Raw genomic sequence first — 23,928 nt, 5'->3', positions numbered from 1 at the left:
AAATTCAACAATAGGGGGATTAGGGATGAATTTTGAATTAACAAAAGAGCAAGAAATGATTCGAGACATGGTGCGTGATTTTGCTGAGAAGGAGATTAAACCGTATGCTCGTGAGGTTGATGAGACATCAACAATGAGAATAGAGAGCTTTAAGAAAATGGCAGAACTAGGCTTATTGGGTATCCCGTTTCCTGAAGAATATGGTGGATCAGGTGGGGATACAGTGTCCTACGCTTTAGCTGTAGAGGAAATTGGTCGAGCATGTGGGGGCACAGGGTTAAGCTATGCAGCTGCTGTTAGCTTAGGAGCCTCACCAATTTACAACTTCGGTACAGAAGAACAAAAGCAAGAGTGGCTAGTTCCATTAGCTAAGGGTGAGACATTAGGATCATTCGGTTTAACAGAGCCAAATGCAGGTTCAGATGCTGGTGGCACACGTACTACAGCTGTTATTGATGGTGATGACTACATCATTAACGGAGAGAAATGCTGGATTACCAATGCAGGATATGCTCGACAAATTATTGTAACTGCGGTAACGGGTAAACGTGAAGATGGTAAAAAAATTATTTCTTCTATTATTGTGCCAACAAACACACCAGGTGTAACAATCAACTGTAACTATGACAAAATGGGTGTACGTGGCTCCAATACATGTGAGATTGTGTTAGAAAATGTTCGTGTCCCAAGAACAAATCTATTAGGGGATGAAAAACGTGGCTTTAGCCAGTTTTTAAATACACTTGATGGTGGTCGAATTTCCATCGCTGCTCTTTCTGTTGGAATTGCCCAGGCTGCTTATGAAAAGGCACTAAAATTCGCGAAGGAACGTGAGCAATTTGGTGCACCTATTTCGAAGCTACAAGCGATCCAATTTAAATTAGCGGATATGGCGATGGAAATAGAGCTTGCTCGTACGCTAGTACATAAAGCGGCATGGTTAAAAGATCAAAAGAAGCCATTTGGCAAAGAAGCTGCGATGGCTAAACTATTTGCTTCTGAAATGGGCTTCCGTACATGTAATCAAGCAATCCAAATTCATGGTGGTTCTGGATATATGAAAGAATATGATGTAGAACGTCATTTACGTGACATTAAATTAATGGAAATCGGTGAAGGAACATCTGAAATTCAACGTCTTGTTATTTCTCGTCTAATTGGCTGTTAATCATCATCAGTTAAGTTAAATAGCATAAATAAGGGGGATCTTCATGGCAGAACTTGTGTATCAAACAATTGGTCAATTGCTAGATGAACAATCAAAAAAGTACCCGCAGAATGAAGCATTAGTCTATGCTGACAGAAATTTACGCATGACTTATGAACAGCTAAATCGTCAAGCACGATACGTAGCGAGAGGTTTAATGGCTCTAGGAATTGAAAAGGGAGACCATATCGCAGTATGGACGACGAATGTTCCTGAGTGGGTACAGCTTCAATTTGGTACAGGGAAGATGGGTGCTCCAATTGTAACGGTAAATACGAATTACCGTGCGAGTGAGTTGGAGTATTTATTGAAGCAATCTGATGCTAAAACGATTTTTTTAATTGAAAATTATCGAGACCATTCTTTTATCAATACACTGCAAGAGTTATGTCCAGAGCTTGAACATTGTGAACCAGGTAATTTGCAATCAAAGCGACTACCTTTATTAAAAAATGTTATTTTAATCGGTGAAACCAAATACCCCGGCGTACTTAATTGGTCAGACGTTTTAACTGCTGCCGAGCAAGTAACCGAGGAACAGTTAGATCAGAGAGAGCAGTCTCTTCATTATGATGATGTCATTAATATTCAATATACTTCTGGTACAACAGGCTTTCCTAAGGGAGTAATGCTAACGCATTTTAACTTAGTCAATAATGCTGTTAACATTGCAGAATGTATGCGTTTAACGGCAGAGGATCGTCTATGTATCCCAGTCCCATTCTTCCATTGCTTTGGTTGTGTCATAGGAACATTAGCCATTACAACAAGTGGTGGAACAATGGTACCAGTACAGGAGTTCTCACCTGAAGAGGTACTAAGAACCGTTCAACAAGAGAAATGCACTGCATTACATGGCGTGCCAACGATGTTCATTAGTGAACTGAATTTATCGAATTTTGCATCTTTCGATCTTTCAACTTTACGTACAGGAGTCATGGCAGGATCAAACTGTCCAATTGAGGTTATGAAAGCGGTCATTGAGAAGATGGGCATGAAAGATATAACAATATGCTACGGTCAAACAGAATCATCACCTGTTATTACACAGACAAGAACGGATGACCCGCTAGTGTTAAAGGTGGAGACGGTTGGCCGCGCTTTACCTAACCTAGAAGTAAAGATTGTTGTTCCTGGAACTACCGAGGAAGCTCCGACAAATGAACAGGGAGAGCTGTGTACAAGGGGCTATCATGTGATGAAGGGCTATTATAAAAACCAGGAGGAAACAGATCTGGCGATTGACGAGGATGGTTGGTTGCATACAGGTGATTTAGCAACGATGGATGAAGCAGGTTATGTCCGTGTAACAGGTCGTTTAAAGGATATGATTATCCGTGGTGGCGAAAACCTATATCCTCGTGAAATTGAGGAGTTCCTTTATACACATCCGAAAATTTCAGATGTTCAGGTTGCAGGTGTCCCTGATCCTGTTTATGGCGAGGAGGCGGCAGCTTGGATTGTTTTAAAAGAAGGAGAGCAGGCCACATCGGAAGAAATCCGAGATTATTGTCGGGATAAAATTTCAAGACATAAAATTCCACGACATATTTTCTTTATTGATAACTATCCAATGACTGCATCTGGAAAAGTTCAAAAATATAAATTACGAGAAGATTTCGTTATGACCGTAAAGTAAGGAGGGGCAGTGGATATGTTCAACAAGGTATTAATTGCAAATCGTGGGGAGATTGCTAGACGTGTGATCAGAACATGCAAGCGCCTAAATATTCATACGGTTGCTATCTATTCAGAGGCAGATGCTGAAAGCTTACATGTGAAAGATGCAGATGAGGCTTTCTGTGTAGGGAAGTCACCTGTTGCACAGAGCTATTTAAACATCGACCGCATTCTTGAAATTGCACTAGAAAGTGGCGCAGAGGCTATTCATCCTGGCTATGGTTTACTATCAGAGAATGCAAATTTTGCGAAACGTTGTACAGAGGCAGGTTTAGTGTTTATCGGGCCAAGTGCTGATGTGATCGCTTCAATGGGCAGTAAATTAGAGGCTCGTAAAACAATGAAAGCTGCTAGTGTACCGATTGTAGAGGGTGTAGAAGCGCCAGTGAAGGATGTAGAAGAAGCCACTGCCATAGCGGAGCGTTTAGGCTATCCAATTATGTTAAAGGCATCGGCAGGCGGAGGCGGTATCGGTATGCAGCTAGTTGAAAATGCTGAGGAACTAGCCAAAGCTTTCGAGGGCAATCAAAAGCGTGCACAATCATTCTTTGGTGATGGCACGATGTATATGGAGCGATTCATTGCTAACCCTCACCATGTCGAAGTGCAAATTATTGCTGATCATCAAGGTAATGTCGTTCCATTATTTGAACGAGAATGCTCTATTCAACGAAGAAATCAAAAAGTAGTAGAAGAAGCACCATCTCCGTTTATCTCACAAGAGACAAGAGAAAAAATGCTAGAAGCGTCAGTTAAGGCGGCGAAGCATATTGGTTATGTCAATGCTGGAACAATCGAATACTTGGTTGATGAAGATCAAAACTTTTATTTTTTAGAAATGAATACAAGACTACAGGTAGAGCATCCAGTTACGGAGGAAATTACGAAGCTTGATTTAGTAGAAGAGCAATTAAAAATTGCGGCAAAACAACCTCTTACGTTTACTAGAGAAAGTATTACTAAAGAAGGGCACGCGATTGAAGTGCGCGTATACGCTGAAAATCCTTCGACGTTTTTCCCGTCTCCAGGTACCATTACGACTCTTGAATTACCGACAGGTGAAGGAATTCGACATGAGTGTGGTGTAGAGTCTGGTTCAGTGGTAACACCATTCTATGATCCAATGATTAGCAAATTGGTGGTGTGGGGGGAAACAAGAGAAATTGCCTGTGAAAGATTAGCACAAGCGCTAAAGGCGTATAAAGTGGAGGGGATTCAAACGAATATCCCGATGCTGTTAAAAACCGTCACACATGAGCAATTTTTAAAAGGCTATACGACAACAAAATTTGTAGAGCAATATTATTTACCGCAATTAGCAGAAACAAAATAACAATTATCATGTATTCGTGCTTCTATAGAGGGACGAATACATGATAAAAAAATAGGAGTGAATGATTATGGCAACAGTAAAAGCAAGCATGGCAGGAACAGTATGGAAAATCGTCGTAACAGAGGGCGAGAAAGTGACAGCAGGTCAAGATGTAGCTATTTTAGAATCGATGAAAATGGAAATTCCAATTGCAGCAGAAGAGGATGGCGTAGTGACGAAAATCATTGCCAATGAGGGGGACTTTATTAACGTTGATGATGATATTTTAGAAATTGAATAAGAGGAGGCTTGTTTATGCAGCTACCTAAGCAAGTCACAATCAAAGAAGTTGGTCCCCGTGATGGCTTACAAAATGAAAAAATGCATATTTCAACAGCTGATAAAGTACAATTAGTAAATTTATTAGGTCAAACAGGATTAAATTATATTGAAGTGACATCTTTTGTGCATCCCAAATGGATTCCTCAATTGGCAGATGCAGTCGAGGTTCTGCAAGCCATTAAAAGACATAAGGATATTACCTATGCGGCACTTGTACCCAATATGAGGGGCTTAGAACGCGCATTACAGGCTGAAGTAGATGAAGTAAGTATTTTTATGTCTGCTAGTGAAAGCCATAACCAAAGTAATATTAATAAAACCATAGAAGATACATTTCCCATATTAGAGGAAGTTGTAGTAGGAGCTCAGGCTGCAAAAAAACATGTTCGAGGTTATATCTCAACGGTTATTGGTTGTCCCTATGAGGGGTATATACACCCTGACAAGGTATTACGAGTAACGGAAAAATTATTGGAGATGGGTGTGACTGAAATATCGCTTGGTGACACAATTGGTGTTGGTGTACCGACGCAGGTTGAGTTTCTTTTAGAGGAATTGCTAAAAAGGTATCCTGCTGAAAAATTTGCCATGCATTTTCATGATACACGTGGGACAGCATTAGCCAATATTATGAAGTCCTTAGAGATGGGTATTACCAAGTTTGATAGTGCGCTTGGTGGGCTAGGGGGCTGCCCATATGCGAAAGGTGCCTCAGGTAATGTAGCCACAGAAGATTTATTGTATTTATTCGATGAGATGGGCATTGAAACAGGCGTAGATCGACAAAAGGTGCTAGAGGCAGCACTCTTTATTGAAGAGAAGTTAGGCAAAGCAGTTGCCTCAAAGCAAATGGCTATTGTCCGCAATGAAAGGAGTGCAAATCAAGGATGACACAACTCGTTCGATTTGAATTACTAGAGGGTAGTATTGGACTTATTACTCTTTCAAGACCAGAAGCTGCTAACGCTATGTCGGTTCAATTACTGCATGAGCTGTCTGACACACTTGATCAAATCAATGGAGATCCAGCAGTGCGTGTAGTCCTTCTAACAGGTGCAGGCGAAAAGGCATTTTGTGCAGGTGCTGATTTAAAGGAACGTAAAGGAATGTCTGATCGACAAGTGAAGCAGATCGTGCAGCTGATTGGTGCCACTGTGGCAAAAGTTGAAACGCTTGCACAGCCTGTCATTGCTGTCCTAAATGGTGTTGCCTTTGGTGGAGGCTTGGAGTTGGCACTAGCTTGTGATTTACGAATTGCGGCTACACATGTAAAGCTTGGCTTAACAGAAACATCGCTCGGTATTATTCCAGGAGCTGGGGGAACACAGCGGCTTCCACGTCTAATTGGTCTTGGAAAAGCAAAGGAATTAATTTATACAGCACGTAGGCTCAATGCCGAAGAAGCTGAAAATTATGGCATTATCGAGTATGTTTATGAAGGACATGAGGTATTAGATAAGGCACAACAGCTTGCACTGGAAATGGCAAAAAATGCACCACTCTCTCTAGTGCAGGCCAAAGTTGCGATCAATCAAGGTGTTGAGGTAGATTTAGCTACCGGGTTAAAAATTGAATCACTTGCATATAGTGCACTGATCCCAACAGAAGACCGATTAGAGGGCTTACTTGCCTTCCAAGAGAAGCGAGCGCCACAATATTCAGGGAAATAAAACGCCAAGAAATAATTTTGGTGTAATCGATTGGGCAAAGGGAGGAAATAAACATGAGCAATATCTCGACAGAAAATACACCACCTACAATGAAAGATAAAATTTTAGCAGGTGGATTACCAAAATATCATGACAAAAATGCACAACAAGGCAAGCTATTTGTACGTGAGCGTCTTGAACTATTACTTGATGATGGTCTTCAATCAGAGGATGGACTCTATGCGAACTTTTTAGCAGGGGATTTACCAGCAGATGGCGTTATCACTGGTATTGGTAAAATCCATGGTCGCACAGTTTGTGTGCTAGCGAACGATTCAACGATTAAAGCTGGTTCTTGGGGAAAACGCACGGTTGAAAAAATGATTCGCATTCAAGAAACCGCTGAAAAGTTGAATTGTCCATTACTTTATTTAGTGGATTCAGCGGGTGCGCGTATTACAGATCAGCTTGAAATGTTCCCAGGGCGCCGAGGTGCAGGGCGCATTTTCTACAATCAAGTCAAACTGTCAGGAAAAGTTCCGCAAATTTGCTTATTATTTGGTCCTTCCGCAGCGGGTGGCGCCTATATTCCTGCATTTTGCGATATTGTGGTGATGGTAGAAGGGAATGCTTCTATGTATTTAGGATCTCCTCGAATGGCCGAAATGGTTATCGGTGAAAAAGTAGATTTAGAAACAATGGGTGGCGCAAAAATGCACTGTTCTGTTTCTGGTTGTGGAGATGTGCTTGTTAAATCCGAACAGGAGGCTATTACTTATGCGCGCAAATATTTAGGATATTTCCCGAATAACTATGCAGAGCGTAGCAATGTAGAGGCTCCTAAACCACCAGCTTCATTTGATAAATCTATTGAAGAATTAATTCCTCAAAATCAAAATGTACCATTTGATATGTATAAGCTAATTGATCGTATTATTGATGAAGATTCGTTTTGTGAGGTTAAGAAATTATTTGCACCAGAATTAATTACAGGCCTTGCACGAATTAATGGACAATCCGTTGGGATCATCGCTAACCAACCACGTGTTAAGGGAGGCGTGCTATTCCACGATTCTGCTGATAAAGCGGCGAAATTTATTTCACTTTGTGATGCATTCAATATCCCACTGTTATTCCTAGCAGACGTTCCAGGCTTTATGATTGGTACTCAGGTAGAAAAAGCAGGAATCATCCGTCATGGTGCTAAAATGATTTTTGCCATGAGTGAGGCAACTGTTCCTAAGCTAACGGTCATTGTGCGTAAAGCGTATGGTGCAGGATTATATGCAATGGCTGGCCCTGCGTTTGAACCAGACTGCTGTATTGCCTTATCAAATGCACAAATTGCCGTAATGGGACCAGAAGCTGCTGTCAATGCCGTCTATGCCAATAAAATTGCAGAACTTCCAAAAGAAGAGCAAGCAAGCTTCATTGCCGAGAAACGTAAAGAATATCAAGAGGAAATTGATGTGTATCGCTTAGCTTCAGAGCTTATCATTGATGATGTGATTGAGCCTAATGAGCTGCGTAAGGTACTAGAAAATCGCTTAGAACTTTATATGTCAAAATACTTATTATTCTCACAACGTAAGCATGGGGTAAACCCAGTTTAAACATACTTATTATAAGGCTGTCTCTGCTGGTAGGAGACAGCCTTTTTGGATGATAATTTTTTCAGCTACTTGCAAGCTATAGTTGAGCATATTAAAATATGGGAAGGAATAAAAGGGAAGTGGGTGTTAAGCTTGTCTAAAAACAACATAGCGGATGTTCAAAATAATGCCAAGCTCCCATTACCATATCGGGATGTCATTGATACATATCATTTGCCGCTAAAGATCGCAGGTTGGATTTTATTTAGTATCTATTCATTTATGGCTTTTTATAAATTGGTTATTGATCGCTTAGTAGATGTAGTCGTCATTTTATTAAGGGGAGATTATTCTATAGGTGACTTAGGATTGTTTGATTATAGTAGCTGGCGATTAACTACTAATTTTATTCCCTTCGAGACGATTCTCCGTTATATAAACTACTCTCAATATTTTAATTGGGAAATTATAATCGTTAACTTACTTGGCAACTTATTAATTTTTACTCCCATGGGCTTTTTACTGCCATTGCTATCGAAGAAATTCCGAAAAGCGTGGGTTATTATTTGTTTAGGCTTTATTTCTAGTCTTGCTGTCGAAACCGTTCAATTTATTTTTACCGTTGGTTCTGCGGATATTGATGATTTAATTTTGAATACAATTGGTGCATGGCTTGGTTACTTAGCCTATAAAGGGATATTGATTAGACCCAAAAAATAAGAAAAGCAGTCCAGTATGAAGGGCTGTTTTTTTACGTTGATTAACACTATTTGTGTAGTGTATATGGTAATAAATTTTATTGAAAAGGGTATGGAGCTAATAAATGAATATGAAAACATTAATTAGATGAGATTCTTTATACCTATTTTTGAAAATAATTAGTATCTCTTTAGGAGGTTAGTAGTAATTAGTGCTTGAATTTAATAGTGAAAATTCCGATAATGAGTGTACAGAAACTTATAAAATGGTATAGATAGAGTGTGAGGAAGAATGTTCATATCTATTAACTTATTAGCATATGTAGATAGAAGGGCGAGGTGAAAACTATGAAAATATCAAATTTAATGGAACAAGAAAGAATTTCATCCCAGCATAATCGTAAAAAAATACTTCAGCGTAAAGAGGCAGGAGATGCCTATAGAAAAAATGCGATGTATTTTCAGCCAAAGAAAAACCCATTATTGATTGAACTTGAAAATTTATTATTAGGACGTACTGACCAAGATTTGTATGACCAGCAGCAAGAAGAGTCAAAAGAAGTAACTCCTCAGCAGAAAGCCATTATGGAAGATTTACAGCAAACAGAAAAGAGTGTACGGGCACATGAGCAAACCTATAAAGTAGGAATGAATGATAACGCTGATCCCTCGAATATATCCGATTCAGAACTAGGTGACACACTACACATTTTAGAGCAGGTACGTAATGCAGCATTGACATCAGCAGAGCCTTCTCCTCAAGATTTACGTGTGGCGCAAAGCGTTGATGCTCAAATACAGCATATGTTAAATAATTCAAATGTTGACGAGGTTGCCACAAATGAAAGCGAACCATCTTTTGTACGTGACATCATTGAAGTGAAGGTTCCTGAACGTTACTCGAAGGAATTGAAATTGGACCCATTTGCAGATACAATTTTCGGTAAGAACTATGAGACTGCATTCAAGTTAAGAGCATTTAAACAGGCATCGGAAAGATATGCGGCTCACGTTCAAATGACGAAAAATGGCTATCGTCCAGACAAGGATTCTATGTTCTCTTTGATAGCCTGATGCTGTAGATAGGAGATTGTTGACATGGCAAAGGCAAAGCACGCGAAAACGAATGCGATTCGTTTATTAGAACAACAAAAAATTCATTTTGATGTGATGGAATATGAAACAGGGGACGGTCAAGTTGATGGTGTTTCTGTAGCTGAGAAAATAGGACAGCCTGTTGCTAGGGTATTTAAAACATTAGTAGCAAAAGCAAGTGCACAAAGGTTATTTGTATTTGTTATTCCAGTGGCTGAAGAGCTGGACTTAAAAGCAGCCGCGAAGGTAGTTGGGGAAAAGAAAATTGAAATGTTAGCGGTAAAAGATCTACTTAGCCATACTGGTTATGTTCGTGGTGGATGTTCACCAGTAGGGATGAAGAAGTTATATCCAACGGTCATCGATGTATCTGCTCAAGAACAAGGTAGTATAATCGTTAGTGCTGGGAAAATTGGTATGCAAATTCATGTACAAATAGATGATTTGAAGAATATAACAAAGGCACAACTTGCCTCAATTACAACTACCCATGAGTGAGAGAATGGGTAGTTTTTTATGTGGTAAGATAAACGGTTTAGTTTAAGCACTATAGCTTAATTTTGGTTGAAAGTATGATAAAGTAATAGCAATATTATTCATAGAGAGAAGGATAAGGAATGCGTAGAATAATGGGGTGGCGTTGGACCTTTTTTATTGGTGGCTTAATGGTGATGTCACTTGGAATCACGATGTCGATAAAGGGGAAAATCGTTGGCACAAGCCCATGGGATGTTTTACATGTAGGTCTCTTTCAAAATTTTGGGTTAAGTATCGGCACATGGTCTATTGTAACAGGACTCTTTATAGTTGCTTCAACATCCATTGTATTACGTCAATGGCCAAAGATAGGTACTTGGCTCAATATGCTGCTAATCGGCTCGTTCATTGATGTATTTAACTGGCTGTTGCCCTCAACGGATGTATATGGCTTACAAATTACATATTTTATAATTGGTTTATTTGTTTTGAGCTTTGGCTGTGGGATGTATATTGCACCGAATATGGGCGCAGGACCAAGGGATACCTTAATGATGATACTTGTTGAAAAATTTGGCGGATCTATTAAGACAGCAAGAATGGGAATTGAAGTACTTGTAACCATTGTTGGCTGGCTTCTAGGAGGACCAGTTGGAGTAGGGACGGTATTGATCGCCTTAACCTCAGGCTATATTGTGCAATATTCATTACCGTATTGTCGTAAAATATTGATGAAATGTATTGGAAATATGGAGGGCATGAAGCCATTCTATTAAACCAAGAAGCTACTTAGATCTGTAAAGGATAGAAGTAGCTTTTCATTTTTTTTAGCGTTCTTTCATATAATGCAGGGCATAAGCTAAAGGAGGAACGACATTTGAACGGAAATGTAACGTATTATTTTGGACACGCATTGACTGGCCAAGGTGTGAAGCATTTATATAAAGAAATGATGGAAGAGGCGTCTCTCGTTTATTTTTTGCAAGGGCCTGCCACATTTAAAGGTTCAGAACTGTTAAAAGAACTAGGATACTTCTATGTGAAACAGGGCTTTGCTGTCGAGTGGTTTAAGCATGCTTTATTAGAGGAGGTTGTTGAGGCCGTTTATATAAAAGGCTGTAACAGACTTTTTGTATGGGCATCTGAGTGGAATATCGAGCCAACTTTACTCGGTACAAAGCATCGTGTCATGTCTTTCTATGAATGCTTAGAAGACATACAGCTTAAAAAGGTTGGAGAACAGCTTGCAGAGGCGATGCAAGAGCGTGCAACATGGCGTGAAAAATGCATAGCGAAACTGGATCAAGCAATCAAGCTACATGATGACTGGGAGGTTATCACACAAAGCTGTATGAACTGGCAGGCATTAAATGAACAGGTGGAAAATTTAAAGTCGGAAGTGTTCCAATCTATTATTCTGAATAAAACAGGTATGCGGACACATCGTTTACTGGGAACGCTAACTCCTAGAGGTGCGGAAAATACAGTGGATAGTATCACCAAAAGTATCACGACTCGCTTCATGATTAAAGGTAAGCCAGGTACAGGCAAATCTTCACTAATGAAAAGCTTAGCCGATGAAGCAAATGCAAGAGGGCTTGATGCACAAATTGTTTGGTGTGGCTTAGATGCGGAATCTGTAGATATGGTCATTATCCCAGAGCTTAATTTCTGTATTTTTGATAGCACAGAGCCTCATATCTTTGATCCAGAGGATGGTAGGTTAGGGGATAAGATATTTGATATTGGTCAACATTGTGCGCTGTCAGAGGAAGCAGAAACTGCGATCGAGGCAGTGCGAGCACAATACAAAGAAGCTATACAGGATGCGATGGGCCATTCCAAACGATATGCAGAAGCTGAATATACCGTTCGTCGTTTATTAGATAATTGTCTATCGGCTTCTTTATGGCGCGAAAAAACAGCGCCACTATTCGAAAGATTAACAAAGTAATGTAGCTAATGGCTTGCATGTGCTAAACTAGGAGCGAGAACAGTTTTCCTAGGAAAGGATGATACGCTTGTCAAAAGTATTGAATGCATTTTTAGATGAAAACCTACAAGCCTTACATGAACAAGGCTTATACAATGAAATCGATCCAGTAGAGGGAGCAAATGGCCCAATTATTCAGGTCCGTGGCAAAAATCTTGTTAACTTATCCTCTAACAACTATCTTGGTTTAGCAACAAATGAAGAATTAAAGCGTATTGCCAAAGAGACAATTGATAAATACGGTGTTGGAGCAGGTGCTGTTCGTACAATCAACGGGACACTTGACTTGCACGTAAAATTAGAAGAAAAGCTTGCTGAATTTAAAGGAACAGAAGCGGCTATTTCTTATCAATCTGGATTTAATTGTAATATGGCAGCTATTTCGGCTGTAATGGATAAAAATGATGCCATTCTATCTGATCAATTAAACCATGCCTCTATTATTGATGGATGTCGCTTATCAAAGGCAAAAATCATCGCGTTTAATCACTCTGATATGGAGGATTTACGTGCAAAGGCAAAGGCAGCAAAGGAATCAGGTTTATACAATAAAATCATGGTTATCACAGATGGTGTCTTCTCAATGGATGGTGATATTGCTAAATTACCTGAAATTGTGGAAATAGCTAAAGAGTTTGATTTAATCACGTATGTGGATGATGCACATGGTTCGGGTGTAACAGGTAAAGGAAAAGGAACTGTGAAGCATTTTGGATTAGAAAAAGAAATTGATTTCCAAATTGGTACATTATCAAAAGCCATTGGTGTAGTAGGTGGCTATGTAGCAGGTAAGAAAAATTTAATTGATTGGCTAAAAGTTCGCTCACGCCCATTCCTATTCTCAACAGCATTACCACCAGGTGATGTAGCCGCTATTACAGCAGCCGTGCAAATGCTGATTGATTCAACAGAGCTACACGATAAACTGTGGGATAATGGTAATTATTTAAAAGCGGGGCTTGAGAAGCTTGGCTTTAATATTGGTGCGTCTGAGACACCAATTACTCCATGCATCATTGGGGATGAAAAATTAACACAGGAATTTTCAAAACGTTTATTTGAAGAAGGCGTTTATGCAAAATCAATTGTCTTCCCAACAGTTCCAAAAGGTACAGGTCGCGTTCGGAATATGCCAACAGCGGCACATACAAAAGAAATGCTTGATGATGCAATTGCGATTTACGAGAAGGTTGGTCGTGAATTAGGCGTTATTCAATAAGAAAAAGGCTTCCTCATGAATGGGGAAGCCTTTTTTGCATGATAGAAAAGAAAAAGTGAAGGATAGAATCAAAAAAGTGAAGGATAGAATCAAAAAAGTGAAGGATAGAATCAAAAAAGTGACCGATAGAAGCTTAAATCTAACTGATAGGGCGATCTAAAAATAGACAATCTCTTTATTTTGACCCAATTATTTTGCCTGCCTTGAGCTGTTGAATAGCTTGACCAGAAATATTTAATGCCTGTAAAATTTCTTCATTATGTTGTCCTAAAGTGGGTGCTGCACTTGTTAGCTGTCCAGGTGTTTGTGAAAACTTAGCTGGGAAGCCCAATGTTCTCATTGGTCCAGCAGTCGGATGCTCATAGGACAGTACCATGCCACGCTCTAGTATATGAGGGTCATTCAATGTTTGGTCATAAGAATAGATTGGACTAGATGGTACACCATGCTTATCTAATAGTTCGAGCCAGTAGATAGCCTTATGCTTAATTAGCTCGCTTTCAATTTCTGCTTCCAGCTCCCTCACATGTTGGGCACGTGAATAGTTGGTAGCAAAGAGAGGATTGTCTAACCAATCAGGTCGATTGACAACCTTTGCCGCAAAAATCTCCCATAGCTTTTGATTGCCAGCACCTACTAGAATATAGTCATCCTGTGTTTTGAAACCTTGATAGGGCGCAGACACACGATGGGCGGTTCCTGTTCGCTCAGGTAACTCACCCTTTCCGAAGTAAGCAGCGGCCTCCCAAACAGTCCACGCAAGACCTGACTCCACTAAGGACACATCAATATATTGACCTTCACCACTACGAAGCTTATAAATATAGGCCATTAAAATCGATTGTAAGGCTGTTTGTGCAGCAGCAATATCATTCACCGCAAAGCCAACCTTTACAGGTCGTCCATCTGCTTCACCTGTCATATGCATTAAGCCACTCAGACCCTGAGCCATAATATCATAGCCACCCTTTTGACTATAAGGACCTGTTTGACCATAACCGGAAATAGAGCAGTAAATTAGGCCCGGATTGATGGCTTTTAATGTGTCATAATCAATACCCAGCTTTTTCGTTACACCTGGTCGATAATTTTCCACAAGTACATCAACAGATTGAATCAATTCTTTAAATAAAGTCAGTCCTTCAGTCGTTTTTAAATTGATGCAGACACCTTTTTTATTACGATTAACCATCATATACATATGACTTTCTTCATTAACGAATGGACCCATTGTACGGGTATCGTCTCCATTTGGGTATTTTTCAATTTTGATAACTTCTGCACCCATATCTGCTAATACCATGGTGCAATAGGGACCTGCTAAGACTTGTGATAAATCGATAACCTTTAATCCTTGTAATGCTTGTTTCATTTACCCTCAGTCCCATCCTGTTTGACTAATGTGATGTTGCGTAATCCTTTGACAGAGGTAGCACCGGCTAATGCGATAGAAACCTTTAATTCATCATAAAGATTGGTCATCACCTTTTCGACACCTTGTTGTCCCTCAAGGGCTAGTCCATAGACGAAAGGACGTCCAATTGCAACTGCATTCGCTCCTAAAGCAAGTGCTTTTAAGGCATCCATGCCACGATATACACCACTATCTAATATAATAGGAATTTGTCCATTCACAACTTTCACAATAGCAGGAAGGGCATCAAGTGAACCAATCACACCATCTAATTGACGGCCACCATGGTTTGATACAATAATGCCATCAATACCATTGTCGATAGCATGTTTTGCATCTTCAGGATGTAAAATTCCCTTCAATAATATAGGAAGGTTGGTACGTTTTTTTAGCTCTCTAACATGTTCCCAATTAAGTGTTGGGTGGAAGACATTTTGCAAGACACCTTGTACGTAGGACTCGAATGAATCATCAGGTAAAGTGGCTGTAAAAACGGGATCATTCATATAATTTCCTCTTGCATAGCCTAGCTTCAATGGTGAAAATTGATTGCGTACATCTTCTTCACGCCAGCCTAGCATTACGGTGTCGACAGTTAAAACGATCGCTTCAAATCCAGCTTCCTCCGCACGTGCAGCCATGCTAAAAGCAATTTCTTCATTAGTAGACCAATATAATTGAAACCATTTTGTTGCAGAAGGCGCAGCTTGAGCAACTTCTTCAAGAGCAAAAGTGGACACAGTGCTTTGTATATAAGGGATATTTAAAAACTGGGCGGCACGTGCAACGGCAAGCTCACCTTCATCGTGAACCATTCCGTTCATGCCCACAGGAGCAAAAAGCAAAGGAGTTGGATATGTTTTACCAAACAAATGAACCGATGTATCAACGTTTGACACATCATTTAAAAATCGGGGAACAATGGAATACTTCTCAAAAGCTGCACGATTATTGCGCAGTGTTTGTTCACCGCCAGCACCTGAACGGATGTAGCCAAAAGGGCCAGCTTCGATTTTTTCCGCTACAGCCTTTTCTAAATCTGCAAAGCAAATGGGGAAGGGGGCTTGAGCAGTTATATTTTTTAAGAGTAGATCGCCATCAGTTATGTTTGTCATCGTTACTACCTCACTTATTTATTGAAAATAGGCTTTCTTTTATTTAAAAAGGCTTGAATACCTTCGTTATAATCGTCTGAACTAAATGAATCCAAAACTAACTGTGCCAGCTCATCGTTTTCTTCAATTTCACCATCAACAATTGCTTGGATAATTTTTTTGATGCCTGCGTTTGCAATGGATGATTTACTTAATAAATGTTCAGCGAATTGCAATGTCGCCTCATCAATTTCCTCTGGTTCGTGTAGGGCCGTAATTAAACCAATATTTTTTCCTTCTTCAGCTGTAAAAATAGTAGCTGTGTACAAAATTTCCTTTGCCTTAGCGACACCAACAATATTGATGAGACGTTTCGTGCTTTCTAAATTATATACAATACCTATGTTTGCAGCGGTAATGCCTAGCTTACTCTTAGGCGTTGCTATTCTAAAATCACAAGCATTTGCTAACTCTAAGCCACCACCAATTGCTAAGCCCTGAATCATAGCAATTGTCGGGTGTGGAAATTTATAGAGAGCATCGATCGCCTTTAGAGCCAATTCATTATAGGCTTTAGCATTGTCTGTAGCATAACGAACATCTAAAAACTCGCTAATATCTGCACCGGAAGAAAAGGCTACTTCATTGACACCGCGAACAATTAAAAGTTTGATGGAAGAATCTATACGGAGCAGCTCTAGTTGGTCTACTATGGCTTGAAACATTGCCCTTGATAAAGAATTCCGTTTATCCGGGCGGTTTAATACTAACGTTGCAATATAGCCACTTTTCTCTACATAAATTTCGTTTGTCATCTTCATTCTCCTCTTAATCTTTTTTCAACTTCGCGGCGAAGCGGTTACCAATGGATTGAATGCTCTGCACAAGGATGATTAAGATAAAGACAGTTGCATACATCACATCAACCTCATAGCGCAAATGACCATAACGATAGGCAAGGTCACCTAAACCGCCAGCACCAACCATTCCTGCCATTGCTGTTGCACCAATTAATCCTATTGTGGCAATTGTTAAGCCTAAAATAATAGATGGTCGCGCTTCACGTAATAGGACATGCCAAATGATATGGCGACGTTTAATACCCATGGCTGTGTAGGCTTCTACTACTCCGGAATCCACTTCTAAAAGCGCAGATTCCATCAGTCGTGCAATATAAGGAGCTGTGTAAACAACTAGTGGAACGATTACACCTTTAACACCAATTGTTGTACCTACAATTAACTTGGTAAAAGGTAAGATGAAGAATAATAAAATGATAAATGGAACAGAGCGAACAATATTGATAAATAGATTAAAAAACTGATAGAAAAATTTATTTTCAAAGGATTGTCCTGGTCGTGTTAAAACGATTAATAGCCCTAATGGAATGCCAATCAGAATGGAGAAAAATAATGAAATTCCGACCATTTGAAATGTTTCGATAATTGCTTTGCCAATAACATCTGACCAATCTGTAAAGAAGCTTTGGATACTACTCATTGAATGCACCTCCTAATTCTTCCACTGCCACGCCATTTTCTGAAAAATATGTTAACGCCTTTTGGACAATCTGCATTTCGCCATGTAAATGCACCACAATATTGCCGACAATACCGTTTTTTAATTCAATGATATTAGCTGTTAAAATATTTGGTTGCACATCATATACCTTAGTGACTTCTGCTAATAATGGCTTACCAGTACTTTCACCAAGGAATGTTAAACGGATTACACTTCCTGAAACATTTAATTGCTCAATAAGAGAGGGGGATAAATTACGTTGTGAAATTGTATTTAAAAACTTTCGCGTTGTAGGGTGCTTCGGTTTCGCAAAAAGTTCAATCGCTGTGCCAAATTCCACAACTTTCCCTGATTCTAGAACAGAAACCTCATCGCAAATTTTTTGAATTACATTCATTTCATGTGTGATGAGCAGAATCGTAATGCCTAATTCACGATTAATTTTTAACAACAATTCAAGAATGGCTTCCGTTGTCTCAGGATCAAGTGCACTTGTTGCTTCGTCACTAAGTAAAATCTCTGGTTCCTGTGCTAAGGCACGTGCAATAGCCACACGCTGTTTTTGACCACCTGAAAGTTGATTTGGGTAACTATCTAGTTTATCTGTTAAACCGACAATTTCAGCATACTTAGCTACTCGGTTTTTTACTTCCGCCTCTTTATAGCCTAGTAGCTTTAAGGGAACTGCAATATTATTGTAAACTGTTGCTGTTTTTAAGAGATTAAAGTGCTGGAAGATCATCCCGATTTTTTGGCGTGTTTGACGTAATTCGTGAAGAGAAAGGGTCGTAATGTCTACATTGTCTATCACTACTTTTCCTGCTGTAGGACGTTCTAGTAGATTAACGCAACGAATGAGTGTACTTTTACCAGCACCACTATAGCCGATTACACCATGAATTTGTCCCTTTTTTACGTGAAGGTTGATGCCATCCACAGCTTTTATGATGCCTTTTTTCGATTTAAATTCTTTTGAGATATTTTGTAATTGAATCATGCGATTGTTTGCTCCTTTCTCAACCTTCTAAAAAGCAAGAATCTGCTCGTCTTCCCATTGGGGAATTTCAGCAGATTCTTTGGCTTTATAGAAGCTTTCTGAACATATTACCAGCTAGGGATTACAGAACCTTTGAATTCCTCTTCGATGAATTGACGCACTTCGTCAGATTGGTAAGCCTCAACGAACTTTTTAATTGTTGGATCATTTTCATTTTCAGCACGTACAACAATATAGTTCACGTATGGAGAATCAGTAGATTCCAATAAAATAGAGTCATCTTTAGGGTTAATGCCAGCTTCTAGTGCAAAGTTTGTATTAATAGCTGCTACATCTACTTCACTAAGTTGTTTAGGAATTTGAGCTGCCTCTAATTCAATGAATTTTAAATTCTTTTTGTTTTCTTCTACATCACGGATCGAGGCTGTTAAGTCTGCACCCTCTTTTAACTTAATATAGCCAGCTTCCTGTAAAACAAAGAGGGCACGTGCTCCATTCGTTGGGTCATTTGGTAAGCCAAACGTTGCACCGTCAGGAATGTCATCAAAGGATTTATATTTTTCTGAGTAGATACCCATTGGATTTAAAATCGTCTTGCCCACTGGTACTAAATCTGTATCATGGTCTTTATTAAATGTATCTAGGAAAGGCTCGTGTTGATAGCTGTTCGCATCAAGATCACCTTCAGCTAAGGATGTATTAGGTAAAACATAGTCAGAAAATGATTTTAGTTCTACTTCTAGCCCATTTTCTTTTGCTACTTTAGCGGCTACTTCTGCAATTTGTTCGTGTGGACCAGAAGTGACGCCTACAACGATTTTCTTTTCATCAATTCCTTCAGCTTGGCTTTTACTATCTTCTTTAGAGCCACAGCCTGCTAAAGCTGCTACTAATGTTAAACTTGCTAAACCTACTAAAAATTTATTTTTCTTTTTCATGAAAATACCTCCAAGATTGTTTTTATCGGTTTTTTGAAAATAAAAAAACTCTCTTACAAATTAAGAGAGGCTCATGAAAAGATGTCCTCTCTTATCTATCAAACGAAGATCGTTTGCAGGATTTAGCACCTTCCTATAAAAAGGAGGTTGCCGAGCTTCATAGGGCCAGTCCCTCAGCTACTCTTGATAAGAGATTTATAATATTTTTTTGTAATTCCGATAGAACTAATATAATTTATAGGGTATAGTAAGTCAATAAATAATTTTTAAATTTTTTATATAATTATAATATTTCGACGCAAAAGAGGGATAACAATGTCTGTAAGAGTTAATTATGGTATAGGTTCATTTGGTAAGGTTATTAGTGCTCGTTTTCTAACGGGAACAGATATCATTGAAGGGATTGAAGCGCTTTGCAAAGAGAATAGCATAGAGTCAGCAACAATTGTAAGCTGTATTGGCAGCTTTCAAAAAAGCAGCTTTGTTTATTTAGTGCCAGATGCAACAGCTCAAATTCAAGTTCGTTTTAGTGATGTGATTGAAAAAGAGGGACCATTAGAATTTATTCAAGGTTCAGGTGTGGTGTGTAAGCGAGATGGTGGATATGAGACACATTTCCATGGTTCTATGAGCGATCAATGGGGTGTTGTATCAGGTGGGCATTTAATAAAAGGGGGCAACCCTGTTATTACTGCTGACATCGTGTTGGCAGAGGTACAAGGGATTCAACATATTCGAAAATGGGATGATGAAACAGGTCATGTTCAATTTTATCCATTAGAAAATGGTTTAGGGCAACCAAGGAAAATTGAAAAATAGTAATAATCCTGTAGCTAGGGATAGCTACAGGATACGGCGTCATTATCTTTTAAACAATTGTAATTGCTCGATTCTATGGATTGCTTCACGTAAGCGCTCCTCACTAACCAGCAATCCTACGCGTACATAGCCTTCACCATATTGACCGAAGCCATTACCTGCTGCTACAGCGATATCAGCTTTTTCGAGCAAAAGATCAGCAAACTGTTCACTTGTATAGCCTAGTGGTACAGGGAGCCATGCGAAGAAGGAGCCACTTGGAGCCGTAACATGCCAGCCAATTCTTCGAGCTTCTTCAATGAGTACATTGCGGCGACGCTCATAAGTAGCTCGTAGTTCATCCGCACATTGCTGGGAAGCCGTCAGTGCTACTGCTGCGGCTTGTTGAATGGCAGGGAATTGACTACAAAACAGATGATCCTGAATTAGATTAATAGCAGCAATAATCTCGGCATTCCCTACAGCGAAGCCTATACGCCAGCCAGCCATATTATAGGTTTTCGATAATGTATACATTTCAACTCCTACTTCTTTTGCACCCTTTGCTTGAAGGAAGCTAACTGGTTTATTACCGTCAAATCCTATTGCCCCATAAGCAAAATCATGTGATACGATAATATTGTGCTCCTTCGCAAAGCGAACGGTCTCTTCAAAAAACGCAAGTGATGCTGTACCACCTGTAGGGTTGTTCGGGTAATTTAAGTAAAGAAGCTTTGCTTTTTCTTTCACTTCATCAGGTAATGCATGATAATCAGGTAAGAAATCATTTTCAGCAAAAAGGGGCATTACTTCAAAATTGACGTCTCCTAGTACAACACCTGATAGGTAATCTGGATAGCCAGGATCTGGTAAGAGCATCGTGTCACCAGGGTTTAACACAGCTAAAGGTAGCTCAACTAGACCAATTTTTGTTCCACCAAGAATCGCTACCTCTGTATCTGGATTTAGTTCTACCTGATATTCACGTTGATAAAAGTCCGCAGCAGCTTGGCGTAATTCAGCGAGACCTCTAAATGGTGAATATTTGTGGTTTTGAGGATTTTCAGCTGCTTCCTGTAATGCTTGAATGATGTGAATAGGCGTTGGCTGATCGGGATTTCCTTGCCCAAGGTTAATGACATCACGCCCTTCTTCTAGAGCCAAGTTTACTTTTTGAACGAGTGCTGCAAAAAATTGAGTGGGTAGTTGCTGTAGTTTTTTAGAGAATTCCATGCATGATCACCTTTTTCAGAATATAATAATTATTATTGAAGAATATGAAGCAAATAGTATTACTTTTTCTGTTAATTGTCTAGAGGAGGAATAGAGATGAAAATCGGTTGTATTCAATTAAATGTTGGCTTTGGCAAAGTTGAAGAAAATTTTGAACGTGCCGAGGATAAGATTCGTGAAGCTGCAAAAAATGGGGCAGAAATCATAGTGTTACCTGAAATGTGGAATACAGGCTATGCTTTAGAGAAACTGCCTGAGCTAGCAGATATCAATGGTGAGCGGACAAAGGCCTTTTTGGCTAAACTTGCTAAGGAACTTGATGTACATATTGTAGGGGGCTCTGTTTCAACAAAGAAAGGCGATAAATTTTATAATACGATGTATACCTTTGATCGTAATGGAGAACTTGTTGGGGAATATAGCAAGGCACATCTTTTCCGTTTAATGGACGAGCATCTTTACTTGGAAGCAGGGGATGAAATGAATCGTTTTGCTTTAGATGATATTGAAGCTGCTGGTGTCATTTGCTATGATATTCGCTTCCCAGAATGGTTACGTGCACATGCATTACAAGGAGCAAAGGTATTATTTGTACCAGCGCAGTGGCCAACTCCAAGGATTGACCATTGGAAAACGTTGCTACAGGCTCGTGCGATTGAAAATCAATGCTTTGTCATTGCAGTTAATCGTATTTCGAAAAAGGTAGAAAATTTTAATGGGCAGTCTATGATTATTCAGCCTTGGGGAGAAGTATTATGGGTAGGTGCTGAGGACGAGGAAGTAGCAGTGATCGATGTAGACTTTTCCATTGTCGATGAAGTACGTGGAAGAATTCCTGTTTACGATGATCGTAGACCTGGATTGTATCACGATGTAGTTGTGAAAGGGTAATAAAGGGCACGCTTAGGAGGGGAGTTAACCTTTTAAGCGTGCCAACTTTTTTCTAGCTCTTATCCTCGATTAATGAATTGGCTAGTAGCATAAATTCAAGTGTAATGCGGTTATGCCCGTTCATAAAATTTTTACCAAGTAAACTTTCAAGCTTTTTTAAGCGGTGATAGAGTGTTTGACGAACAATAAACAATTGATTCGCTGTTTGCTGTTTAGAGCCATTTGTTTGTAAATACACCTGCAATGTTTCGAGAAGCTTACTATTATATTTTTCATCGTATTCAATAACGGGCTGTAAATAGTCATAAATCACTTCCTGTAAATCCACCTGCATTTGTAATTTATAGATTAAATGATATAAATGCAGATCATCGTAAAAGAACGAGGACGTTTGTACTTTTCGACAAATATATAAGGTTTCTAGTGCAGTTTGATAGCTTTTAGGAATTTCATCTACATCACAAACAACCTTCCCAATAGCTATCTGATAACCTTGTGCCTGCTGCTTTTTATAAAATTCAGTTTTGACCAAAGAGGAAAACATGTTGTTTAGCATATCACGAATGGCTTTACTATCTTTTGTATGCAGTAAAATAAAAATAACATAGCTTTTTCTTTCAAATAAAAATGGAATAAAGCCATGTTGCTCAAAGAGATTACGATAATAAAGCTTACTATAGACTACATCCTCCTGTGCCTTTGTCAACGTATTAGGAGAAGCCAAAATAAAGACAGTGCCACTGGATTGTGTATAGTTAGTATAATGTGTAACGATAAATTTATAGATTTCCTCCTTAGATAGTTTTTGATCAATCCAATCAGCTAAAATCGAAGCATCCTCAATATTCTTTTTTTCCTCAATATAGAACTCTCGCATTAAAAGCTGTGCCAACGCTGTTGCCGTGCGATCTAATATTAATAATTCAAATTCGGAGAAAAGCCCATCTTCTCGATAAATTGATAAATCGGCATAATGTTGATCAAATAGAAAAATAGGCTCATGTTTAAATTGCTGAGACGATGTATTCAATGTTAGGAATTGCTGCCGCTTTTTATGAGCCATATTCGGGAAAAAGACAGGTTCTCTTCCCTTAATGGAAAACATAATTTGTATTTTTAATTCATTATACATATTTTGTAAAATATCGTCCGTGTTTTGTCCCAATACTGCATTTTTGTTCAATGTTTGTGAGTAAGCTTCTAGTGAAGAAATCAATAGATATTGCTGATTGATAATTTGACTATGTAAATCCTGTGTAATACGAACAAAAGGAACTGCTTCATGGAAAACAATAATAGGAAACTGGTGGCGGTTGGCAAGTGTTAAAATCGCTTCGGGTACTGCTTGAATAGAGGTGCCATATTCAATACAAAGTGCTGCACAATTTTTTTGAATGATGGCTTCTATAAAGGACACAAAGTCCTCAATACTATGTTGGAGACTAAGCCCTGTAGTTAATACTAACTCTTCACCAACTAAAAAATTATCAACATGTATGATTTCTAGTACATGTGCCCATTTAACGCTCCTTGTTAATCCCTCATGACCTGCAACTACCTCTGCATTTTGAAAATATTTATTCTGTAAAACGTCTAGTACTTTTAGTTGAAATGGGCTCATTTTTGCCCCTCCTTTTGACATGCGTGTCAGCGGTTAGAATTCAAAAATTTCTGCTTGGTGCAGAGAATTTACTCATAAAATCGTTTAAAAATTATTTTAAGAATATTTAGTCTATTTTACATTATGTATAAAACAAAAGTATAGAATTTTACAGTTT

23 protein-coding genes and 1 riboswitch are annotated in these 23,928 nt (G+C 39.0%); of the genes, 15 read left to right on the top strand and 8 right to left on the bottom strand.

Annotated elements, in window-relative coordinates:
- Nucleotides 1-25 precede the first annotated feature (25 nt).
- The 13 genes from AAJG31_RS11260 (at nucleotide 26) to AAJG31_RS11200 (ending at nucleotide 13,264) form a co-directional block, all read left to right on the top strand.
- Nucleotides 26-1,168 carry an acyl-CoA dehydrogenase gene (locus tag AAJG31_RS11260; RefSeq protein WP_036078132.1) on the top strand — a complete coding sequence of 381 codons (1,143 nt, stop codon included), beginning with the start codon at nucleotides 26-28 and terminating at the stop codon, nucleotides 1,166-1,168.
- Between the two features lie 43 nt (nucleotides 1,169-1,211).
- A complete protein-coding gene (locus AAJG31_RS11255; RefSeq protein WP_103117376.1) occupies nucleotides 1,212-2,846 on the top strand; it encodes an AMP-binding protein in 1,635 nt (544 codons plus the stop codon).
- A gap of 15 nt (nucleotides 2,847-2,861) precedes the next feature.
- Nucleotides 2,862-4,220, top strand: a complete 1,359-nt coding sequence (locus AAJG31_RS11250) for an acetyl-CoA carboxylase biotin carboxylase subunit (protein WP_115674313.1) — start codon at nucleotides 2,862-2,864, stop codon at nucleotides 4,218-4,220.
- Nucleotides 4,221-4,287: 67 nt separating this feature from the next.
- On the top strand, nucleotides 4,288-4,500 hold the full coding sequence (locus AAJG31_RS11245) for an acetyl-CoA carboxylase biotin carboxyl carrier protein subunit (protein WP_004225532.1): 213 nt from the start codon (nucleotides 4,288-4,290) through the stop codon (nucleotides 4,498-4,500).
- A gap of 14 nt (nucleotides 4,501-4,514) precedes the next feature.
- Nucleotides 4,515-5,432 (top strand): hydroxymethylglutaryl-CoA lyase, encoded by a 918-nt coding sequence (locus AAJG31_RS11240; protein ID WP_259949349.1) that lies wholly within the window; start codon nucleotides 4,515-4,517, stop codon nucleotides 5,430-5,432.
- Entirely contained in the window at nucleotides 5,429-6,211 is a 783-nt protein-coding gene (locus AAJG31_RS11235; RefSeq protein WP_054549095.1) for an enoyl-CoA hydratase, read from the top strand. Before AAJG31_RS11240 ends, AAJG31_RS11235 begins: the two co-directional genes overlap by 4 nt.
- Before the next feature lie 53 nt (nucleotides 6,212-6,264).
- Complete coding sequence (locus tag AAJG31_RS11230; protein WP_259949351.1) at nucleotides 6,265-7,803, top strand: acyl-CoA carboxylase subunit beta; 1,539 nt, start codon at nucleotides 6,265-6,267, stop codon at nucleotides 7,801-7,803.
- A gap of 45 nt (nucleotides 7,804-7,848) precedes the next feature.
- A complete protein-coding gene (locus AAJG31_RS11225) occupies nucleotides 7,849-8,502 on the top strand; it encodes a VanZ family protein (protein ID WP_048393357.1) in 654 nt (217 codons plus the stop codon).
- Nucleotides 8,503-8,828: 326 nt separating this feature from the next.
- Nucleotides 8,829-9,554, top strand: a complete 726-nt coding sequence (locus AAJG31_RS11220) for a hypothetical protein (protein WP_048393358.1) — start codon at nucleotides 8,829-8,831, stop codon at nucleotides 9,552-9,554.
- 24 nt (nucleotides 9,555-9,578) lie between these two features.
- The gene (gene ybaK / locus AAJG31_RS11215) at nucleotides 9,579-10,073 is read left to right on the top strand and encodes a Cys-tRNA(Pro) deacylase (RefSeq protein WP_009371630.1); all 495 of its coding nucleotides are present in this window, start codon (nucleotides 9,579-9,581) and stop codon (nucleotides 10,071-10,073) included.
- A gap of 119 nt (nucleotides 10,074-10,192) precedes the next feature.
- Nucleotides 10,193-10,828 carry a YitT family protein gene (locus AAJG31_RS11210; protein WP_009371629.1) on the top strand — a complete coding sequence of 212 codons (636 nt, stop codon included), beginning with the start codon at nucleotides 10,193-10,195 and terminating at the stop codon, nucleotides 10,826-10,828.
- A gap of 101 nt (nucleotides 10,829-10,929) precedes the next feature.
- Nucleotides 10,930-12,006 (top strand): nucleotide kinase, encoded by a 1,077-nt coding sequence (locus tag AAJG31_RS11205; RefSeq protein WP_048393360.1) that lies wholly within the window; start codon nucleotides 10,930-10,932, stop codon nucleotides 12,004-12,006.
- Nucleotides 12,007-12,064: 58 nt separating this feature from the next.
- Complete coding sequence (locus AAJG31_RS11200; protein WP_016992223.1) at nucleotides 12,065-13,264, top strand: glycine C-acetyltransferase; 1,200 nt, start codon at nucleotides 12,065-12,067, stop codon at nucleotides 13,262-13,264.
- Nucleotides 13,265-13,439: 175 nt separating this feature from the next.
- Here the strand turns inward: AAJG31_RS11200 and AAJG31_RS11195 are convergent, their stop codons facing one another.
- From AAJG31_RS11195 to AAJG31_RS11170, 6 genes are all read right to left on the bottom strand, one after another.
- The gene (locus AAJG31_RS11195) at nucleotides 13,440-14,636 is read right to left on the bottom strand and encodes a CoA transferase (protein ID WP_103117384.1); all 1,197 of its coding nucleotides are present in this window, start codon (nucleotides 14,634-14,636) and stop codon (nucleotides 13,440-13,442) included.
- Nucleotides 14,633-15,793, bottom strand: a complete 1,161-nt coding sequence (locus AAJG31_RS11190) for an alpha-hydroxy acid oxidase (protein WP_103117385.1) — start codon at nucleotides 15,791-15,793, stop codon at nucleotides 14,633-14,635. The genes AAJG31_RS11195 and AAJG31_RS11190 overlap by 4 nt, the downstream gene beginning before the upstream one ends.
- Before the next feature lie 14 nt (nucleotides 15,794-15,807).
- A complete protein-coding gene (locus AAJG31_RS11185) occupies nucleotides 15,808-16,587 on the bottom strand; it encodes an enoyl-CoA hydratase-related protein (RefSeq protein WP_279493795.1) in 780 nt (259 codons plus the stop codon).
- A 13-nt stretch (nucleotides 16,588-16,600) separates the two neighbouring features.
- Nucleotides 16,601-17,272: a methionine ABC transporter permease gene (locus tag AAJG31_RS11180; protein ID WP_048393370.1), complete on the bottom strand. Its 672-nt coding sequence runs from the start codon at nucleotides 17,270-17,272 to the stop codon at nucleotides 16,601-16,603.
- Entirely contained in the window at nucleotides 17,265-18,290 is a 1,026-nt protein-coding gene (locus AAJG31_RS11175) for an ATP-binding cassette domain-containing protein (protein ID WP_279493797.1), read from the bottom strand. The genes AAJG31_RS11180 and AAJG31_RS11175 overlap by 8 nt, the downstream gene beginning before the upstream one ends.
- 107 nt (nucleotides 18,291-18,397) lie before the next feature.
- On the bottom strand, nucleotides 18,398-19,228 hold the full coding sequence (locus AAJG31_RS11170; protein ID WP_048393373.1) for a MetQ/NlpA family ABC transporter substrate-binding protein: 831 nt from the start codon (nucleotides 19,226-19,228) through the stop codon (nucleotides 18,398-18,400).
- 88 nt (nucleotides 19,229-19,316) lie between these two features.
- Nucleotides 19,317-19,421, bottom strand: a riboswitch (SAM riboswitch).
- Between the two features lie 122 nt (nucleotides 19,422-19,543).
- Here AAJG31_RS11170 and AAJG31_RS11165 point away from each other — a divergent pair.
- Nucleotides 19,544-20,047: a DNA-binding protein gene (locus AAJG31_RS11165; protein ID WP_279493798.1), complete on the top strand. Its 504-nt coding sequence runs from the start codon at nucleotides 19,544-19,546 to the stop codon at nucleotides 20,045-20,047.
- Between the two features lie 42 nt (nucleotides 20,048-20,089).
- Here the strand turns inward: AAJG31_RS11165 and AAJG31_RS11160 are convergent, their stop codons facing one another.
- Complete coding sequence (locus tag AAJG31_RS11160) at nucleotides 20,090-21,259, bottom strand: pyridoxal phosphate-dependent aminotransferase (protein ID WP_054549107.1); 1,170 nt, start codon at nucleotides 21,257-21,259, stop codon at nucleotides 20,090-20,092.
- Nucleotides 21,260-21,355: 96 nt separating this feature from the next.
- Here AAJG31_RS11160 and AAJG31_RS11155 point away from each other — a divergent pair, with 96 nt between their 5' ends.
- Entirely contained in the window at nucleotides 21,356-22,150 is a 795-nt protein-coding gene (locus tag AAJG31_RS11155) for a carbon-nitrogen family hydrolase (protein ID WP_048393380.1), read from the top strand.
- A gap of 52 nt (nucleotides 22,151-22,202) precedes the next feature.
- On the opposite strand, the gene AAJG31_RS11150 is transcribed toward AAJG31_RS11155, so the two are convergent.
- Nucleotides 22,203-23,771, bottom strand: a complete 1,569-nt coding sequence (locus tag AAJG31_RS11150; RefSeq protein WP_066037027.1) for a PucR family transcriptional regulator ligand-binding domain-containing protein — start codon at nucleotides 23,769-23,771, stop codon at nucleotides 22,203-22,205.
- Between the last annotated feature and the right edge of the window lie 157 nt (nucleotides 23,772-23,928).

Source organism: Lysinibacillus sp. BS3 (assembly GCF_039614735.1).
Lineage (GTDB): Bacteria > Bacillota > Bacilli > Bacillales_A > Planococcaceae > Lysinibacillus > Lysinibacillus capsici.
Note: the sequence above shows the minus strand (reverse complement) of the source record. Positions and strands in the feature narration are given on the sequence as shown.

Bases quoted from the DNA above. Each gene is read 5' to 3' on its own strand.
- AAJG31_RS11260 (WP_036078132.1), top strand. From the start codon at position 26: ATGAATTTTGAATTAACAAAAGAGCAAGAAATGATTCGAGACATGGTG.
- AAJG31_RS11255 (WP_103117376.1), top strand. From the start codon at position 1,212: ATGGCAGAACTTGTGTATCAAACAATTGGTCAATTGCTAGATGAACAA.
- AAJG31_RS11250 (WP_115674313.1), top strand. From the start codon at position 2,862: ATGTTCAACAAGGTATTAATTGCAAATCGTGGGGAGATTGCTAGACGT.
- AAJG31_RS11245 (WP_004225532.1), top strand. From the start codon at position 4,288: ATGGCAACAGTAAAAGCAAGCATGGCAGGAACAGTATGGAAAATCGTC.
- AAJG31_RS11240 (WP_259949349.1), top strand. From the start codon at position 4,515: ATGCAGCTACCTAAGCAAGTCACAATCAAAGAAGTTGGTCCCCGTGAT.
- AAJG31_RS11235 (WP_054549095.1), top strand. From the start codon at position 5,429: ATGACACAACTCGTTCGATTTGAATTACTAGAGGGTAGTATTGGACTT.
- AAJG31_RS11230 (WP_259949351.1), top strand. From the start codon at position 6,265: ATGAGCAATATCTCGACAGAAAATACACCACCTACAATGAAAGATAAA.
- AAJG31_RS11220 (WP_048393358.1), top strand. From the start codon at position 8,829: ATGAAAATATCAAATTTAATGGAACAAGAAAGAATTTCATCCCAGCAT.
- ybaK (WP_009371630.1), top strand. From the start codon at position 9,579: ATGGCAAAGGCAAAGCACGCGAAAACGAATGCGATTCGTTTATTAGAA.
- AAJG31_RS11210 (WP_009371629.1), top strand. From the start codon at position 10,193: ATGCGTAGAATAATGGGGTGGCGTTGGACCTTTTTTATTGGTGGCTTA.
- AAJG31_RS11200 (WP_016992223.1), top strand. From the start codon at position 12,065: ATGATACGCTTGTCAAAAGTATTGAATGCATTTTTAGATGAAAACCTA.
- AAJG31_RS11195 (WP_103117384.1), bottom strand. From the start codon at position 14,636: ATGAAACAAGCATTACAAGGATTAAAGGTTATCGATTTATCACAAGTC.
- AAJG31_RS11190 (WP_103117385.1), bottom strand. From the start codon at position 15,793: ATGACAAACATAACTGATGGCGATCTACTCTTAAAAAATATAACTGCT.
- AAJG31_RS11185 (WP_279493795.1), bottom strand. From the start codon at position 16,587: ATGACAAACGAAATTTATGTAGAGAAAAGTGGCTATATTGCAACGTTA.
- AAJG31_RS11180 (WP_048393370.1), bottom strand. From the start codon at position 17,272: ATGAGTAGTATCCAAAGCTTCTTTACAGATTGGTCAGATGTTATTGGC.
- AAJG31_RS11175 (WP_279493797.1), bottom strand. From the start codon at position 18,290: ATGATTCAATTACAAAATATCTCAAAAGAATTTAAATCGAAAAAAGGC.
- AAJG31_RS11170 (WP_048393373.1), bottom strand. From the start codon at position 19,228: ATGAAAAAGAAAAATAAATTTTTAGTAGGTTTAGCAAGTTTAACATTA.
- AAJG31_RS11165 (WP_279493798.1), top strand. From the start codon at position 19,544: ATGTCTGTAAGAGTTAATTATGGTATAGGTTCATTTGGTAAGGTTATT.
- AAJG31_RS11160 (WP_054549107.1), bottom strand. From the start codon at position 21,259: ATGGAATTCTCTAAAAAACTACAGCAACTACCCACTCAATTTTTTGCA.
- AAJG31_RS11155 (WP_048393380.1), top strand. From the start codon at position 21,356: ATGAAAATCGGTTGTATTCAATTAAATGTTGGCTTTGGCAAAGTTGAA.
- AAJG31_RS11150 (WP_066037027.1), bottom strand. From the start codon at position 23,771: ATGAGCCCATTTCAACTAAAAGTACTAGACGTTTTACAGAATAAATAT.